The organism is Bacteroidia bacterium (assembly GCA_019695265.1).
Lineage (GTDB): Bacteria > Bacteroidota > Bacteroidia > JAIBAJ01 > JAIBAJ01 > JAIBAJ01.
In genome coordinates, this window is sequence record JAIBAJ010000084.1 from 1 (window position 1) to 16151 (window position 16151).

A 16151-nucleotide genomic window follows, 5' to 3' on the forward strand; every position below is an offset into this window, starting at 1 on the left:
TTAATTCGATTTATACCAATGGATTTTCCTTCAACTCTTTGTTCTTCAAAAACAATTTTAAAGGCATCCTCTTTTTGAATTTTATGAAAGTCGATGGTCCAAGCGAAAACTTGAGCCATCATAACTGCCAATTCAGGATTTGCGTGTTGTTTTTCAAGTTCGCCAAAAACGCTGGAATTAATTACACAACTAACTGTACTTTCAACCTCTTCGATGGGTTTTTGCCCCATACTTGCTTTAATGGAATCCCGCAGGTCAAGCACCAAATAATCGGCAAAAGTATGTTCGTAAATAAGGTATTGGATAGAATGAGGAGCTTTGCGTTGTTTAAGCACCATGACCGGTTTTCCGGCTTTAAAGCGTTTTAAGTTAAATACCTCGTTGGCTAAATTGGTCACTTTGGGAACCAAAGAATCTGGAACCCCGTGTTTTTTGAGCAATCCTGGGAAAGATTCGCCACGTTCAACTGTATCTTCAACCACCTTAAAGGTATTAGTTTCAATACCATATTCTATACGGGAAGGAGGGAGAGGACTTACTTTATTAATAAGCTCCTTTGCAGGTTCATCTATTAAGTTGTAAAGTTCCTTTAAAGCAAAAAAAACAAGTATAAACAGTACAAAAACCAAACTTAGTTTAAGTACTTTTTTTGGAGTAATTTTTTTCTTGGGGAGTTGGTTTGATTTATCTTCCATTCTAGTCGAGCCAACAAATTAAAGGCTAAAAGAGATGGACTATTACAGAGGTATTCCGGTATTTTTAACAAGTGAACCTTAACAAAAAAGGCCGGATTAAAAATCCGGCCTTTCCTTTTAAAAAACAATTTCTATTGTTGAGGAGAACCCACCCTAGCCATGGCACAACGGAAACCGATATAATCAGTTTCTTGTGCTTCATCTAAGAATCGGCGAGTACCAGGAACCATCCAATAAGCACGGTCTTTCCAGGAACCACCTTTAAATACGCGGGCTTTATCATTAATCATAGATGTGATACCAAAATCGTACATCAATTTGTCCTTACGAGCTGGTTCTTTCCAATCTTCCTCAGAGTAATGAATAGAGCTTTCGAAATCACCATCCAAGAAATTAATATTATCTGACTTACGGTAATTGCGGCGGTCTACATTTTCTTCCTCAGTAACATCGCGATAAATAACACGTCCAAGACTATCTTTTTCTGCAATTTCCCCTTCTTCACCGCGCAATTGAGTTTTATAAACATTACCACGGAAGGAGCGGAAGTCAGTATTATCTTCCATAGAAAGAGGGCGATAAACATCCATTACCCATTCAGCAACGTTACCGGCCATACAATACAAGCCATAGTCATTTGGCCAATAATCATAAACCGGAGCGGTAATATCGGCGCGGTCATTTAAGGACCCTGCGGTACCCATATTATCCCCACGGCCTCGTTTAAAGTTAGCCCTCATTTCTCCGATAAATTTCTCATCGCTGTTACGAATGGTATGACCATTCCAAGGGTAAAGCCTACGCTCTGTAACTCGCTCATATACAGTATTTCCGATTAATCCAAGAGCGGCGAATTCCCATTCAGCTTCAGTGGGCAGGCGGTAACGAGGCAAAAAGATACCATCTTCAATTCTAACTTTACGGGTATCCTTATTGGGGTCTAGGTCAACAAGATCTGTTTTAACCATACCCTCGTACTGAGCAGCAAGGTAAGCATCAGTATTGAAGTTATCCTCATTTACTTGGTTAGGATTAATACGCAAGATACCTTCACGGATTAAAATGGCTTCATTTACCCTATCAGTTCTCCAAGCGCAATAGTCATTTGCCTTTAACCAATCAACACCAACAACCGGATAATCTTTATAGGCTGGGTGACGGAAATACAATTCAATTAATGGTTCATTGTAGGCCAACTTATCCCTCCATACCAATGTATCGGGCAAAGCACGTTTATATACTTCAATATAATCTGCTCCAAAAACCCGGGTCAACCAATACAGATATTCTCGGTAGTCTTCATTACGTACTTCGCATTCATCCATGTAAAAGGACGAAACAGTCACACGGCGTGGGATATTATCCCAATCATAGCGAACATCTTGCTCAACCCGACCCATTGAAAAGGTACCGCCTTCAATGAATACTAGACCTGGACCAGTTTCTTGTCCACCATATTCCGTAGATTCAAATCCACCATTCTTGCTGTCGTTATAATTCCAGCCTGTAGTGGGTGATTTGTCCTTACTGCATGAATAAATACCTGTCAGTCCAGCCAACAAAGTGACTTTAACAGAGGTTTTTATGATGCTTTTCATTGCTTGATATATTTTGTGTATTTGAGTAGATAACTAAAAGGAAGGGCAACTTATTGCTCTGAATTTTTTCTTAACCGGTCTACATTCAAATTGAAGTTGGAACGACAATTCATGAGAACCGGCAGTTTGGTTGCTAAGTTTAGATACAGTTACGTCATAACTATATCCAAATTTAAAGGTTTTAGTAGAGATTCCTATCAAAGCTATAAATGAGTCTGCATTGTAAAAGTTTTGTCTAAACCACAATCCTCCTACAAAAGGACCCCTGCTTACGTAAAAACCATAATTAAGTTGCTGAAATTTTTGTTGTTGTTGATAAAGGATGTTAGGAGAAAAAGATCCATAGTCTTTTCTTCTTCTATCAAATAGAATGTTAACACCGGCATGAGCAGTTAATTTAACCGGCAGTCTTGCTGTACTAATAAAACCTTCTCTAGGTTGTGTTATGTGGTGGGCAGCAAATCCAACATAAATTCTTTCACTGTATGCAACTAATCCGGCAGCAAAATCCGGGAAACTTCTAGTTGGTCCAAAAACAGTTTCTTGGGTTTCATAGATAAATCCATACCGAGGATCAATCATATCACCAAATGTAAGTTTTGAAAAATCAATTCTTTTTTGAGTAAACCCAGCTTGTAATGCAGCATTAACAGAGAACTTACGGGTAATATCTAATCGATAGGAATACATCAAATTAGCAGACAGGGTATTTAGGGTACCTTCACCGGCACGATCATTCATGACCTGAATACCAATCCCTCCTTTGATTCCATGAATATATTGGTCATAGGAAGCATTGTAGGTTACAAAGGTTCCAGAAATTGCCGGCCATTGATTACGATAATTCATAATCAACCTTGGGCAACGTGCAGCTCCTGCAAAAGCAGGATTTAGATACAAGGGATTGGCGTAAAACTGAGTAAACTGGGGGTCTTGGGCCGTTGCATCGAACGATACAAAACTCAGCGCTGCCAATGCTAAAAGTAAATATTTCCTCATGTTAACTACAACCGTTTTAGGGTATGAAACCGCAATATTACGAAAAAACATGTTACAAACTTCGATTGCCTGTTTATATCCTGTTAATTTTTTTAGTTGGAAACGCTGTTAGTATAGGAATATTGCCCAATGAATAAAACTTTCCAACAATTAAATATGAATAATTTAAACATTTAACAAGCTGATATCCAATATAATAAACAAACTTTAGAATCAAAAAATTCCGAATAAACAATAATCTAAATTACTGCTCGTTTGACGGCCGTCCAATTTTTTTGCTTAAATCCTATGATAATGGCTAATTTCGTAACCTTGAAACATTATATGATTTCTTTCCAAATGAACAGCTTTGTAAGGGCTTTAATTTTTGCGCTATGCCTTCCTATAATGGGCTTTTCGCAAAAATCTATTGATCAAACCATTAATTGGCAAAAGCCTGTAAGTGAAACGGTTCCCGGCATAGGCAACCTGAAATTCCTCCAAGCAGAAGGTTTGTTGAACAATCCTGAAAATGGTTTTTTGCCAGAAATAGTTCTTAGTCAACCTGTGGCTTCTAACATTTCACAATTAAAAGTAGAAATCCTATCTAGTGTTTGGGAAGAATTGCCAATCCAGGATGGAATTAATTTCCAGGGAATTGATCAAGTTCCTTCCAATTTTAATCCGGAAGCTCATATTAGCATAGAAAAGAAAAAGCACTACGCTGTTACCAAATTTGTTCCATTGATTAAGGAAAACGGCCGGATAAAAAGGTTAAAGTCAATTTCCATTCGGTTTATTCCTAAAACCTATTTACAAAAGTCCGGCTTCATGCCAACCTATGCCTCCTCTTCAGTTTTGGCGTCCGGAAATTGGTATAAGGTGGGCGTAAAAGAAAATGGGGTATATAAAATAACGTATAATCAATTACAACAAATCGGAATAGATCCTGCTACCATTGACCCTAGAAATATTCGAATTTATGGTAATGGAGGAGGAATGTTACCTTTTGCCAATAGTTCATTCCGATATGATGATCTTCAAGAAAACTCCATATATATTTCAGGTGAAGCTGACGGAAGTTTTGGCCCCAATGATTTCATCTTATTCTATGGCAAAGGTCCAATTCAGTGGAAACAAAACACCACCGGATTAGTTTGTGTTGGTGACTTTTACCATGTCAATCATGATTTCTCAGAATCTAGTTACTATTTCCTAACAACAGATTTAGGTCCGGGCAAAAGAATTAGCAACCAATCAAGTATTGACCTGGCTGCCACTCACCAGGTAACTAGCTTTAATGATTATGGCTTTCATGAAAAAGACGAGGTAAATCTGATAAAATCAGGAAAAGAATGGTATGGAGAGGTTTTCGACCTAACCAATCAATATGACTTTTCATTTTCATTTCCAAACATTGACTTTTCAAGTCCAGTTCATTTGCGTTCGAGAGTCATTGCCTCTTCCATTCAAAACACCAGCACTAATTTTAAAATCAATGTAAACAATTCACTTCTCCAAACAATTCCAATGCCCTCAATCAGCGGAAATTACACCGATTTTCAAGGAAAATGGGACACCATGTGTACTAATTTCACCCCAACTTCGGAGAATTTATCTGTTCGAATTACTTATTCCAAAGGATCTAACCCTGAGGCAAAGGGTTGGTTAGATTTTTTAGAGTTCAATGCCAGAAGAAACCTTATTCAAGCCGGAAGCCAAATGGGTTTCAGAGATGTAAATTCTGTTGGAACAGGTAATGTTGCCGAATATTCCTTGACCTACGGAAGTGGTTATACCATTTGGGATGTAACAGACCCATTGAACATCAAAAATGTACTGTATTCCACAACAGGTAACTCCGCAGTATTCAAGGCAAATGCAGATATTTTGCATGAATATGTTTCCTTTGATCAAACCGGCTTCCTTTCTGTTACAGCAGAAGGAAGTGTTGCCAATCAAAACCTGCACGGAACAAGTCAGGTGGATATGGTCATTGTTTCCCATCCGGATTGGATTTCAGAAGCCGAACGACTTGCGGATTACCATAGAAACAGCACAGAAAATCCATTATCTGTTCAAGTAGTAACTCCACAACAAGTTTATAATGAGTTTTCTTCAGGTACTCCTGACATAAGTGCGATTAGAGATTATGTTAGAATGTATTACAACCGAAGCAGTTCTGAAGCAGATCAAATCAAGTTCCTATTGCTTTTCGGGGATGGATCGTACGACAATAAAAACCGATTGGCAAATAATACAGCATTTATTCCTACTTACGAATCATCTGAATCTCTAAATCCTGCGACTAGCTATGTTTGTGACGATTATTATGCCTTGCTCGACAGCAATGAAGGGAACTTCTATGTTGGAGTAGATGTTATGGATATTGGGGTTGGACGATTACCTGTTTCCTCTTTGGAACAAGCCACTGCAATGGTTAATAAAATAATTGGTTATACCAATCCAACTGCCAGCACAGATAATACCACCAACTGCTGTACCGGAGGAGGAGCCAGTTCCGTTTTGACACCGGATTGGAGGAACATTGTATGCTTTGTGGCCGACGATGAAGATGGCAATTTACACATGTCACAATCCAATGAACTCTCCAACATGGTTGACACGCTATATCCATGGTTGAATATTGACAAGATATACCTTGATGCTTATAAACAAGTTACAACTCCTGGAGGACAGCGTTACCCGGAAGTAAACAAAGCAATTAACGATCGCTGTCAAAAAGGTGCTTTATTAATCAATTATACCGGCCATGGCGGAGAAATTGGCCTGGCCCATGAACGTGTTTGGATGGTAGAAGACATTACCGGTTTAACCAATATTAATTCATTACCTGCTTTTGTAACCGCTACCTGTGAATTTAGCCGCTGGGATGACCCATCGCGAACATCGGCAGGAGAATGGGTGTTTTTAAACCCAAATGGAGGTGGTATCGCCTTGTTCACAACATCCAGGCTGGTTTATTCTGCCCCAAACAAAGAGTTAAACAAAAATTTCCTACGAGCAGTTTTTGACACTATAAATGGTAAACTTCCTGCCATGGGAGAGGTAATGCGATATGCAAAGTCCCCTAATTTAACAGGAGGAATTATCGTAAATAGCAGAAACTTTTCCCTCTTGGGAGATCCCGCACAAAGGTTAGCTTATCCGGAAGATCTTATTCCTTTGGCTCAAATTAACAATACCAATATTGATGCGTTACCTGATACCATTCAAGCCTTATCACTTGTGACCCTTAGTGGAAAAATTACCGACAGGCAGAACAATTTACTTTCGGATTACACTGGAACATTATACCCTACCATTTATGACAAACCTGCAACTGTTATTACCTTAGCTAATGATGGTGGAACTCCTTTTGTTTTTAAACTTCAAAAAAATATTCTTTACAAGGGTAAAGCAACGGTTAATAATGGCTTTTGGCAATTTCAATTTGTTGTTCCAAAAGACATTGCCTACAATTACGGATTTGGGCGTATGAGTTTCTATGCAAACAATACGAGTACCGATGCAACCGGATATTTTGAGAAATTTATCATTGGAGGCTCTAACCCAAATGCGCCAAGTGATGTTACTGGTCCGGTAATCAACCTTTACATGAACGATGATAAATTTGTTTTTGGAGGAATTACCAACGAAGATCCATTAATGCTTGGTTATGTTACAGATAGCAACGGGGTAAACACTGTTGGAAATGGTATAGGTCATGATATAACTGCGATACTTGACCAAAACACATCCAATCAATTGGTATTAAACGACTATTACCAAGCCGATCTAAATAGTTACAAAAGTGGATCAGTTCGTTATAATTTTTCTGACTTAGATGAAGGTCGCCATACCTTAAACTTAAAAGTTTGGGACGTTTATAATAATTCTACTGACGCCTATACCGAATTTGTAGTTGCAAAAAATGCAGATGTTGCCTTAAAACATGTTTTGAATTACCCAAATCCATTTTCAACCCATACTTCCTTTATGTTTGAACACAACCAAACTTGTTCTAATCTGGATGTACATATTCAAATTATGACCATTAGCGGGAAAGTAGTCAAAGACATTCATCAAACAATAGGAACCCAAGGATTCCGAGTTGATCAAGATCAGATTACCTGGGATGGCAAGGATGACTATGGTTCATCTATAGGAAAAGGTGTATATATATATAAAATCAATGTTAGAAATCCGGATGGAGGAAGCAGCGACTCTGAATTTGAACGATTGGTCATCCTTAATTAATCGGCTTATCGTTTAGGAATTTGAAACGGATTCTATCCTATTTACAAAGCATAAGTTTAAGCCACTTTTACTTTGGCCTTGTGCTGATGGCTATAGGTTTACCCTTATCCAAATTCCTCATGAGTATTTCTCAATTCTGGATGGGTGCCGCTTGGTTGGCTAATGGAAATTTTGCGAAAAAATGGCAAAGACTAGAAAAAAACTTCAAACTATTCCTACCATTTCTTGGAATTTATTTAACCAACTTCATAGGTATATTCTGGAGTTCTAATTTAAGCTATGCTGTTCATGACATAAAAGTTAAATTACCCTTTTTGCTTATTCCATTTATGGTTTCTACAATGCCTGGTATAAGTATTTCCAATTATTACAGATTATTAAAAATTTTCTTGGGTTCAGTAAGCCTGGGAATTGTTGTTAGTCTATGGTTTTATTTTGGATTTGGCGATAAGCCCATTCAGGATATTAGAGAAATATCGCGATTTATTTCGCATATCCGATTCAGCCTCATGGTTAGTTTGGGTATATTTATTTGCATTTTTCTATACTGGAAAGATAAAGAAAATCAATCCTGGATATGGATTATGCTCGCCACCCTTTTCACTGCCTTTTTGTTTATATTACATTCATCAACGGGTATTGGAATTTCGTTGATTGGAGCCCTTTTTACTTTATTGTATTTTCTCTCTAAAAACAAACATAGCAAAAGTCTTAAATTTATTGCAGGGTTAGTATTGTTTGTTGTTGGGTTTGCACTCTGGGAAATAATAACCGTTTGGAAAACCTCCTTTCCGGAACCGGTTCCAATACATACCCAGTTAATTAAGAATGGACGGTATTTATATTACAATGACACCACCTATAAAGACCGAGAGAATGGCAATTACATTTGGGTGAATGTTGAAATTGTTGGTTTAAAAAAAGCATGGCAACACCGAACCCATCCTACGAAGGAAGATTCTGCATTTACCAATCAGATATTTGTATTAGTTCGTTATTTAAGCTCTTTAGGTTTACCCAAGGACAGTGAATCAGTAATGCAATTAAGCCAAAATCAAATTGCTGATATTCAACGTGGATGCACCAACTATAAGTTTTGTAACAAATTAGATCCCAGGTATCGAATTTATCAAACACTATGGGAAATAGAAGATTATAGAAACCAAGGTAATGCGGATGGTCATTCGGTGGTTATGCGATTAGAATTTTGGAAAGCAGCTTGGAATATTCTAAAAAAACATAGCCTATTGGGCATTGGAACGGGGGATGTAGGAGATGAATTAAAAAAGTCGTACAACGAAATCAATTCCCAGTTAAATCCGGAATTCAGATTAAGAGCTCATAACCAATACCTGACATTTGCATTAGCAGTTGGGTTACTTGGCCTAATACTCATTTTCTATTTTATCTTTTGTTGGATTAGAAATATTCCATCAGACCCCAACCGAAACTACTTTGCATGGATTTTTATTGGCATATCCTTATTTTCCATGCTAAATGAAGATACACTTGAAACCCAAGCCGGAGTTAGCTTTGTGGCATTCTTTGCAACTCTTTTCTTTACTATTCAACTTAATCCCGAAACAAATCCAATTGAGGAGAAAGAAGCGTAAAAGATTTCCGGTGATGAATACAAGGCCCAAACTGTTCAATTCCTTTTCGGTGTTCCAAGGTTCCATAACCTTTGTTTTTCAACCAATTATATTGAGGAAAATTATTATGTAATTCCTTCATCATCCGATCCCTATGGTTCTTAGCCAAAACGGAAGCAGCTGCAATATTTAAAAATTTCCCATCTCCTTCCACCATACACATATGGGGTATGTCATGATACTTCTTGAATCTATTCCCATCTACCAAAATCAGTTCAAAATTTCTATTCAATTGATCCAATGCTCGATGCATAGCTAAAAATGAAGCATTCAAAATATTAATTTGATCTATTTCCTCTGTACTGCATAATCCTACTGCGTAACCGATTGCTTTTCGCTTAATAATGGGTTCCAGCTCCAATCTTTGCCTCTCACTTAGCTTTTTGCTATCGTTCAATCCTTTTATTTTACACCTTGAAGGCAAAATTACTGCTGCTGCAACCACAGGCCCTGCCAGGCAACCTCTTCCTGCTTCATCACAGCCAACTTCAATCAATTTGGCTTGAAAACTTGATTTTAAACTAGGCATTATTCCAACCGAATACTTGTATTTTTAGGATACTTAAGTTTATAACCAAACTTCAATTTCTGTTCCACCGATGGTTCTAATTTAAGCTCCCATTTTAATTTACCGGTAGTTTCGTCTAAACTTGCTCCAGATAGATCCAATGCTTCTACCTCAATCTCTGAATTTTGAGAAACTGGAATTTGGTCATCCAAAACCAAGGTTACAACACCTTTCTTATTATTTCGAATACTGATTTCAAATCTCCTTTCAACCCTTTTATCGCTGCCTAACGTTTGGTTCTTACTAAAGTCCTTTATTTTCTCTCGTTTAATTATTATTCCTTTGTCTCTGCCTAATGAGAGGGTTAGAGTATCACCCGGACTGCCCGGATTTATTATTGTTTTTCCTGTAAAGGTCCCTTCAAGGAAAATATTAGCATTAGCTTGCATTAAATCATATTTATCCCAGTCAACAATCTGAGCAACCAAAAATGCATCACGATCCAGTTTAGGAACTGCCTGATATTGGTAATTTGCCGGAATGGATAATTCTCCAATTTCAACCATATGACTTTTTCCATCACTTGGAATAGAATATGGGATTCCAATTTCAAAACTAGTATTAGTTGATCCTTCCACCGTAGCAACTTGAATTGCAGAGGCACTTGCATCGAATTTTACTTTTCCCTTCATATCATTTTCTCTTTGCATAGCAGCTTCCTTCCTGGCAGCTTCCAATTCATCCCTTTTCATTTCCGCTTTATATAAATTTTGTTGGGCGGCCGGGGAAGGCATAGAATTACTTTGAGCCCTACTTTCATACATATAACCTATCTTATCATTGTCGTAATACCTTAAATAGTAAGGCATTAATATAGGTTTTATTGCTGATTTAGTTGGCGTTCCGGTTGAAAGTGTTAGTTCTACATCCTTCCAATTCTCTGTAGTATTCTGAACAACAATTGCTTTGGATCGTACTTGCAAAGGTTTATTTATTTCATTTACCCGAATGTCATATTCGGGATGCCAGGATGCACCGGAAACCACATAACTAATCAGAAATTCTGAAGAAACAGGTTGCTCAGCATTAACCAATATTCTAATTTCCATGGAGTATTTTTGATTTCCTTGAATGGTTTGCATTTGACTACTAAGCTTTTTTAATTCATCTTGTAGTTCCAATTGCCTTTGTTGTGACTCCTCTATTTTTTGTTGAATTTCAAATGATCTGGATCTGTAAAAATCAAGAAGGTCTTTAACTTCCATAGATTTCTGTACCAACTGGGTATTTTTCAGAGCCATGGCTTCATCCAGCTTGGTGCTTTCTTGCTGATAAATTTGAACATAAGTAAGCTCTTTAGCAATCTTTTCTTTTAGCTCTTTTTCCTTTTTTTGCCATATAACCAATTGAGTACTATCCTTTGGCAATTTAAAGTAATCTGTTGATTGTTCAACCCCTAAAACCATAAAATTCCCTTTACCTTTTACTGAAATCGAATTTGGATCAATAAATGGCGATAACCCATTTACAACCAACTCCGAACGACCCGCAGGAAGACTTGCCTTTCCGGTTCGAAATACTTGGGCACCATCAAAAAAAACAGTTACCTCTTCAATTTTGGTATCCATTTCTTTGGAAGAATTTTGTGCAAATACAGGTAAAGTGGCAAACCATACCCAGCAAATAGAATGGAATAATTTCATTTTAGTTAATTTTTTGAGGGGGTTCCATAATAGCTCCGCAACTTTTACAAGTTCGAAGATCGATGGAGCCATAAAAAGTCTTCATTACTTCAGGAAGCTGTTTAACAATATCATCTAGAAAAAAATACTCTTCATATAATTTTGAATCACATTGTTCACAGAACCATAAAAAACCATCTTTTTCTTGATTTTTCCTTACCTTTTCAATCACCAAACCAACAGTATTAGCAGGCCTTTGAGGAGAGTGTGGCACTTTTCCCGGTAAAAGAAAAATCTCGCCTTCCTTGATCGGAATCTCCACTATTTTTCCTTCTTCTACAATTCGAACAGAAACATCCCCTTCCAACTGAAAGAAAAACTCCTCACTTTCGTTATAGTGAAAGTCCTTTCTAGAATTTGGACCACCTACTACCATAATTATCAGGTCGTCAGCAACTTTATAAACTTGCTGATTTCCAACCGGTGGTTTAAGAAGGTGGCGATTTTCATCAATCCATGCTCTAAAATTAAAAGGACGTTGAATCATGCTACTTAATTTAAAGGTCAAATATCCGTAATTCTTTTCATACTTTTGTCTAAATGAAAATTGCCTTATTCGGAAGACCATTCGATGTCCGATTTGACCCTCAAATTCGTCAAATGTTGGCCTTCTTAGAAACTTCCGGATTTGAAATTTGGCTTCATGAAGGGTTTTATCAGTTTTTGAGTAAGCATTATAAAACACTGATAAAAGGTAAAGTATTCAAAACTATTGAAGAAATTGAAACAGAGGCAAGTATGCTTTTGAGTGTTGGTGGCGATGGAACTATGCTGGAGAGTGCAAAGCTGGTTGGGAAAAGTAAAGTTCCGGTTCTTGGTATCAATACCGGAAGATTAGGTTTTCTTTCCAGCGTAGCAGTGGAAGATATTGAAAAGGCATTAAATGCAGTAAAAATGGGACAATTCGACCTGGAGGAGCGTTCCATGTTGCAACTGGTTTCCCCTCAAGATTTGTTTGGGCCTCATCCCTTTGCATTAAATGAATTAACGGTTTATCGACGCGATTCAGCATCCATGATAACCATTCATACCTACATCGATGGAAATTTCCTTAATTCCTACTGGGCTGATGGTTTGATAATTTCAACCCCAACCGGATCAACCGGATATTCCCTTAGCTGCGGGGGACCCATCATTCACCCACTTTCTGAATCCTTTGTTATTACTCCCATTGCCCCACACAATTTGAATGTCAGACCATTTGTAGTGCCAGACAATTCTACCATCCGAATTAAAGTGGAAGGAAGAAAGGAAAAATTTATTGCCTCTTTGGATTCGTATACCGAAACTATTTCTTCTGATACCGAATTAGTTATTACCAAATCCAACACAGCTTTGCAGTTGGTTAGATTAAAAGACGAACATTTTTTCAGAACCCTTACCAATAAACTAAATTGGGGTTTGGATAAACGAAATTAATTCCAAAAACCTTCAACAACCCTATGTGGGTTAATCTTTTCAACCTGGACTTAATTCAATTTGTTTGAACACGAATTTTGAAGTATGAAAAAACAGGATATTATTCTTTTTGTACTTCTATTCTACTTTTTACCCGGATTAAGTCAGATTGCCCCAAAAATGAATATCCTTGGTGGAAGTATTGAATTTGACTCCAAATACCAGGCAACAGGAAGTTTTGGAGGAGAAACAAGAACAACTTCCTTTCCAATTAAAATCAATTACAATCGTTTCATCATTCCTAAACTAACCTTAGGTTTTGGCTTTGGCTACACTTACTCGAAAATTACTAGCGAAAATGAAGGGAAAGATTCCTTAATAACAATTAAACAACCCACCTTTACATTTATCCCTCAAGCACGATACTATTTTCCAATTTGGAAAGAAAAATTCTATTTGGTTGCCGGTTTAAACCTTTCCTATGGAATTCAAAATGTAAAATATGATTTGTCTGTCAATGGTTCAGGTGAAAATCTGTACAAGGGAAATAGATTTATTATGGATTTAAATATTCGTCCTTCATTAGTTTATTTTATCCATAAAAACTTTGGATTAGAAGCTACCTTTGGGTACTTTGGGTACTCGAGAACCATACGAAGCGATAGTAAAAATGAATTGCAAGGCTCCAAATACAATTATGAATTGAAGTTTGATTTTGATCCTTCTACAATTTCATTAGGCCTTAATTATTACTTTGTAGGAAAAAAGAAATTAGGAAAGGACACCAACCAATAGTTATTTTCCAACCCTAAATCAAAATTGACTTAGAACAATAGTCCCGGTAAAATTTCATTCTTGGTGACTTGCCTTTTTCCAATTCTATTGTATTTTAATTCTTGAATCCAGCCCTTGTAACCAACTATTCTGAATAGCACGAAGCTTTCATGTTCGGGTTTGAACCAGAAATAATCTGACATGTTGTCAGACAACGTATTGTTTGAATGAGATTTGTAAGGGGCAAAGTATATATTTTTAAAAATGAAAAGATCGTACGTTTTGCTAGCCTTGGGGCTAGGACTAATTTCCCTGTTTGGACTTTCAGGCTGCCAATACAATAGCATGGTAGAAAAAAGGGAAGCAGTTACAAGCCAATGGGCACAGGTTGAAAATGTGTATCAACGTAGGGCGGATTTAATTCCAAACCTGGTCAATACAGTTAAAGGAGCTGCCAATTTTGAACAAGGAACTTTAGAAAAAGTAATGCAAGCTAGAGCATCTGCCACACAAGTTAAAATTGACGCCAACAATTTAAGCCCTGAATCCATTGCAAAATTCCAATCCGCTCAAGATGGTTTGAGTTCTGCTTTGGGAAAATTAATGATGGTTACTGAAAACTATCCGGATTTGAAATCCAATCAAAATTTTTCAGAATTACAGTCTCAATTAGAGGGCACCGAGAATAGGATTGCCACTGAAAGAATGAAATTCAACGAAAAGGTTCAAGAATACAATAGTTACATCCAAAAGTTCCCTAATAACATGATTTCAGGAATGTTTGGATTTGACAAAAAAGGCTATTTTACGGCTGCTCCAGGTTCAGAAAAGGCCCCAGAGGTTAAATTCTAAGGGTTAGAAAATGTTAGATTACCAGCGAATAGAAAAAGCAATAACCCAGGCGGAAATGAAAACTTCCGGAGAAATAAGGGTTTATGTTGAAGAAAAATGTCAGGGTGAGACCTTAGACAGAGCAGCAGAAGTTTTTGAAAAACTGGAAATGCATAAAACAGCACTTCGAAATGGAGTGCTGTTTTATTTAGCTACCAAGGATAAAAAATTTGCCATTTTGGGCGATGGTGGTATTAACACGAAAGTGGGCAAGGATTTTTGGAATGAAATTAAATCTACCATGCTGGAATTCCTTAAAAATGGCGACCTGAATTCGTCTCTAGAAACAGGAATAAATATGGCAGGAGACGCGCTTTCCAACTATTTTCCTTATGATGCACTTACAGACAAAAATGAATTAAGTAACGAAATTGTAAAAGGATGAAAGGTTTCCTAAGTTTTTTACTATTTTTTATCACCTGGATTAACCTTAGTGCACAAAATTTTCCGGAAAAGGAAAAAAAATTGGTTTATGATTTAGCCGGAGTGCTCGACAACAATCAATTATCAAGCTTAGAAACCAAATTAAGGTATTACAACGATAGCACATCAACCAATATTTCCATTGTAATTATTCCTGGCCTGGAGGGCTACGAAATTGCAGATTACGCAAATCAATTAGCAAGAAAATGGGGCGTAGGACAAAAAGGAAAGAATAATGGTATATTGTTGTTAGCTGCCATCAATGACCGAAAATTTAGAATTGAAGTTGGATACGGATTAGAGCCGGTTATTACAGATGCTATCAGCAAACGGATTATTACTGAAATTATTAAACCAAACTTCAAGGAAGGCAAGTATTATGAAGGATTAGACGAAGCAACTGACAAAATAGTATTGGCTCTGAAAGGGGAATTTAAATCTTCCAAAAAGAAAAAAGGTGATACAAAAACTGCTATTGCCATTACCCTAATTTTTCTTTTTATTCTTCTTGTATTTTTTATTTCTTTCGGAAGAAAGGCTAAACAATTGGCGCTCAAAAACAACATTCCCTTTTGGGCCGCCTGGTCCTTGTTAAACGCTATGTCAAATAACCGAGGCCGATGGAATGACTTTTCGGGTGGTGGCGGAAGCTTTGGAGGGGGAAGTAGCAGTGGCGGCGGTGGAATCGATTTTGACGGTTTCGGAGGTGGTGATTTTGGAGGTGGCGGTGCTAGCGGTGACTGGTAAGATTTACCTGGGTTGACAGAAAAAGTCAATCAGTATTATTCGACTATATTTTTTATTCCCGAAATTGTCATTTGAAACGAAGTGAACAAATGACAAGTGAGGTGGGATGTGGGAAGATTCGGGTTAACCCCGAGCTAGTGTTAGTTAGGTTTTCTTACCAATTAAAATTACTTGAAAACCTTACTAACACTTGTCTCGAAACATAGTTTAAAATTTCTAATGTCAATTTTGGGTTAATACCTATTATGCGGGCCCCCTCCGCCAAACCATCCTTTTGCAAAACCCAAATAACCTGCAATGGCGTTCGGGTCACGCTTTCGGCTGTAGTCCTCGTCTCACTTGGCTAGCGCCGCGTGAGCCTGTGGGCTACTTGCCTCTATCGTCAGTTTGTCTAAAAAGCCCTCCTTTTTGTAACTTACTGATTGTTAATAACTTACCCGATAATAAATTCACAATACATTGATTTTCAGTATATTTATGCATGA

Annotated in this window: 13 protein-coding genes; 7 read left to right on the forward strand and 6 right to left on the reverse strand. The window is 37.3% G+C overall.

Translation table 11 applies throughout. The annotated features are described in order from the left end of the window. From K1X82_11560 to K1X82_11570, 3 genes are all read right to left on the reverse strand, one after another. Positions 1 to 695 (reverse strand): hypothetical protein (locus K1X82_11560; GenBank protein ID MBX7182743.1); only part of this gene is annotated, 695 nt, incomplete at its 3' end. A gap of 131 nt (positions 696 to 826) precedes the next feature. Beyond that, positions 827 to 2293: an SUMF1/EgtB/PvdO family nonheme iron enzyme gene (locus K1X82_11565; protein ID MBX7182744.1), complete on the reverse strand. Its 1467-nt coding sequence runs from the start codon at positions 2291 to 2293 to the stop codon at positions 827 to 829. 33 nt (positions 2294 to 2326) lie between these two features. Further along, entirely contained in the window at positions 2327 to 3343 is a 1017-nt protein-coding gene (locus K1X82_11570; GenBank protein MBX7182745.1) for a PorP/SprF family type IX secretion system membrane protein, read from the reverse strand. A gap of 243 nt (positions 3344 to 3586) precedes the next feature. Between K1X82_11570 and porU the strand changes: the two genes are divergently transcribed. Next, positions 3587 to 7531, forward strand: coding sequence for a type IX secretion system sortase PorU (gene porU / locus K1X82_11575; protein MBX7182746.1), 3945 nt, complete (start codon positions 3587 to 3589; stop codon positions 7529 to 7531). An 86-nt stretch (positions 7532 to 7617) separates the two neighbouring features. Beyond that, complete coding sequence (locus tag K1X82_11580; protein ID MBX7182747.1) at positions 7618 to 9144, forward strand: O-antigen ligase family protein; 1527 nt, start codon at positions 7618 to 7620, stop codon at positions 9142 to 9144. Here K1X82_11580 and K1X82_11585 read toward each other — a convergent pair. From K1X82_11585 to K1X82_11595, 3 genes are read right to left on the reverse strand one after another with little or no spacing between them, the layout of a single operon-like run. Further along, complete coding sequence (locus K1X82_11585) at positions 9104 to 9712, reverse strand: ribonuclease HII (protein MBX7182748.1); 609 nt, start codon at positions 9710 to 9712, stop codon at positions 9104 to 9106. The two genes, K1X82_11580 and K1X82_11585, sit on opposite strands and share 41 nt — an antisense overlap. Continuing rightward, positions 9712 to 11394 (reverse strand): mucoidy inhibitor MuiA family protein, encoded by a 1683-nt coding sequence (locus K1X82_11590; protein MBX7182749.1) that lies wholly within the window; start codon positions 11392 to 11394, stop codon positions 9712 to 9714. The genes K1X82_11585 and K1X82_11590 overlap by 1 nt, the downstream gene beginning before the upstream one ends. 1 nt (position 11395) lies before the next feature. After that, complete coding sequence (locus K1X82_11595) at positions 11396 to 11920, reverse strand: 3-hydroxyanthranilate 3,4-dioxygenase (protein MBX7182750.1); 525 nt, start codon at positions 11918 to 11920, stop codon at positions 11396 to 11398. Positions 11921 to 11973: 53 nt separating this feature from the next. Between K1X82_11595 and K1X82_11600 the strand changes: the two genes are divergently transcribed. From K1X82_11600 to K1X82_11620, 5 genes are all read left to right on the forward strand, one after another. Next, positions 11974 to 12852: an NAD kinase gene (locus K1X82_11600; GenBank protein ID MBX7182751.1), complete on the forward strand. Its 879-nt coding sequence runs from the start codon at positions 11974 to 11976 to the stop codon at positions 12850 to 12852. Between the two features lie 84 nt (positions 12853 to 12936). Continuing rightward, positions 12937 to 13626 carry a hypothetical protein gene (locus tag K1X82_11605; GenBank protein ID MBX7182752.1) on the forward strand — a complete coding sequence of 230 codons (690 nt, stop codon included), beginning with the start codon at positions 12937 to 12939 and terminating at the stop codon, positions 13624 to 13626. 243 nt (positions 13627 to 13869) lie between these two features. Further along, entirely contained in the window at positions 13870 to 14457 is a 588-nt protein-coding gene (locus tag K1X82_11610) for a LemA family protein (protein ID MBX7182753.1), read from the forward strand. Between the two features lie 10 nt (positions 14458 to 14467). Continuing rightward, positions 14468 to 14881, forward strand: a complete 414-nt coding sequence (locus K1X82_11615) for a TPM domain-containing protein (GenBank protein MBX7182754.1) — start codon at positions 14468 to 14470, stop codon at positions 14879 to 14881. Then, the gene (locus K1X82_11620; protein ID MBX7182755.1) at positions 14878 to 15666 is read left to right on the forward strand and encodes a TPM domain-containing protein; all 789 of its coding nucleotides are present in this window, start codon (positions 14878 to 14880) and stop codon (positions 15664 to 15666) included. Before K1X82_11615 ends, K1X82_11620 begins: the two co-directional genes overlap by 4 nt. Positions 15667 to 16151: the final 485 nt, after the last annotated feature.

What these genes read in the sequence shown, in the direction of transcription:
- K1X82_11610 (MBX7182753.1), top strand. Translation starts at nt 13,870, where the DNA reads ATGAAAAGATCGTACGTTTTGCTAGCCTTGGGGCTAGGACTAATTTCC.
- K1X82_11585 (MBX7182748.1), bottom strand. Translation starts at nt 9,712, where the DNA reads ATGCCTAGTTTAAAATCAAGTTTTCAAGCCAAATTGATTGAAGTTGGC.
- K1X82_11580 (MBX7182747.1), top strand. Translation starts at nt 7,618, where the DNA reads ATGGCTATAGGTTTACCCTTATCCAAATTCCTCATGAGTATTTCTCAA.
- K1X82_11565 (MBX7182744.1), bottom strand. Translation starts at nt 2,293, where the DNA reads ATGAAAAGCATCATAAAAACCTCTGTTAAAGTCACTTTGTTGGCTGGA.
- K1X82_11570 (MBX7182745.1), bottom strand. Translation starts at nt 3,343, where the DNA reads ATGTTTTTTCGTAATATTGCGGTTTCATACCCTAAAACGGTTGTAGTT.
- K1X82_11620 (MBX7182755.1), top strand. Translation starts at nt 14,878, where the DNA reads ATGAAAGGTTTCCTAAGTTTTTTACTATTTTTTATCACCTGGATTAAC.
- K1X82_11595 (MBX7182750.1), bottom strand. Translation starts at nt 11,920, where the DNA reads ATGATTCAACGTCCTTTTAATTTTAGAGCATGGATTGATGAAAATCGC.
- K1X82_11605 (MBX7182752.1), top strand. Translation starts at nt 12,937, where the DNA reads ATGAAAAAACAGGATATTATTCTTTTTGTACTTCTATTCTACTTTTTA.
- porU (MBX7182746.1), top strand. Translation starts at nt 3,587, where the DNA reads ATGGCTAATTTCGTAACCTTGAAACATTATATGATTTCTTTCCAAATG.
- K1X82_11600 (MBX7182751.1), top strand. Translation starts at nt 11,974, where the DNA reads ATGAAAATTGCCTTATTCGGAAGACCATTCGATGTCCGATTTGACCCT.
- K1X82_11615 (MBX7182754.1), top strand. Translation starts at nt 14,468, where the DNA reads ATGTTAGATTACCAGCGAATAGAAAAAGCAATAACCCAGGCGGAAATG.
- K1X82_11590 (MBX7182749.1), bottom strand. Translation starts at nt 11,394, where the DNA reads ATGAAATTATTCCATTCTATTTGCTGGGTATGGTTTGCCACTTTACCT.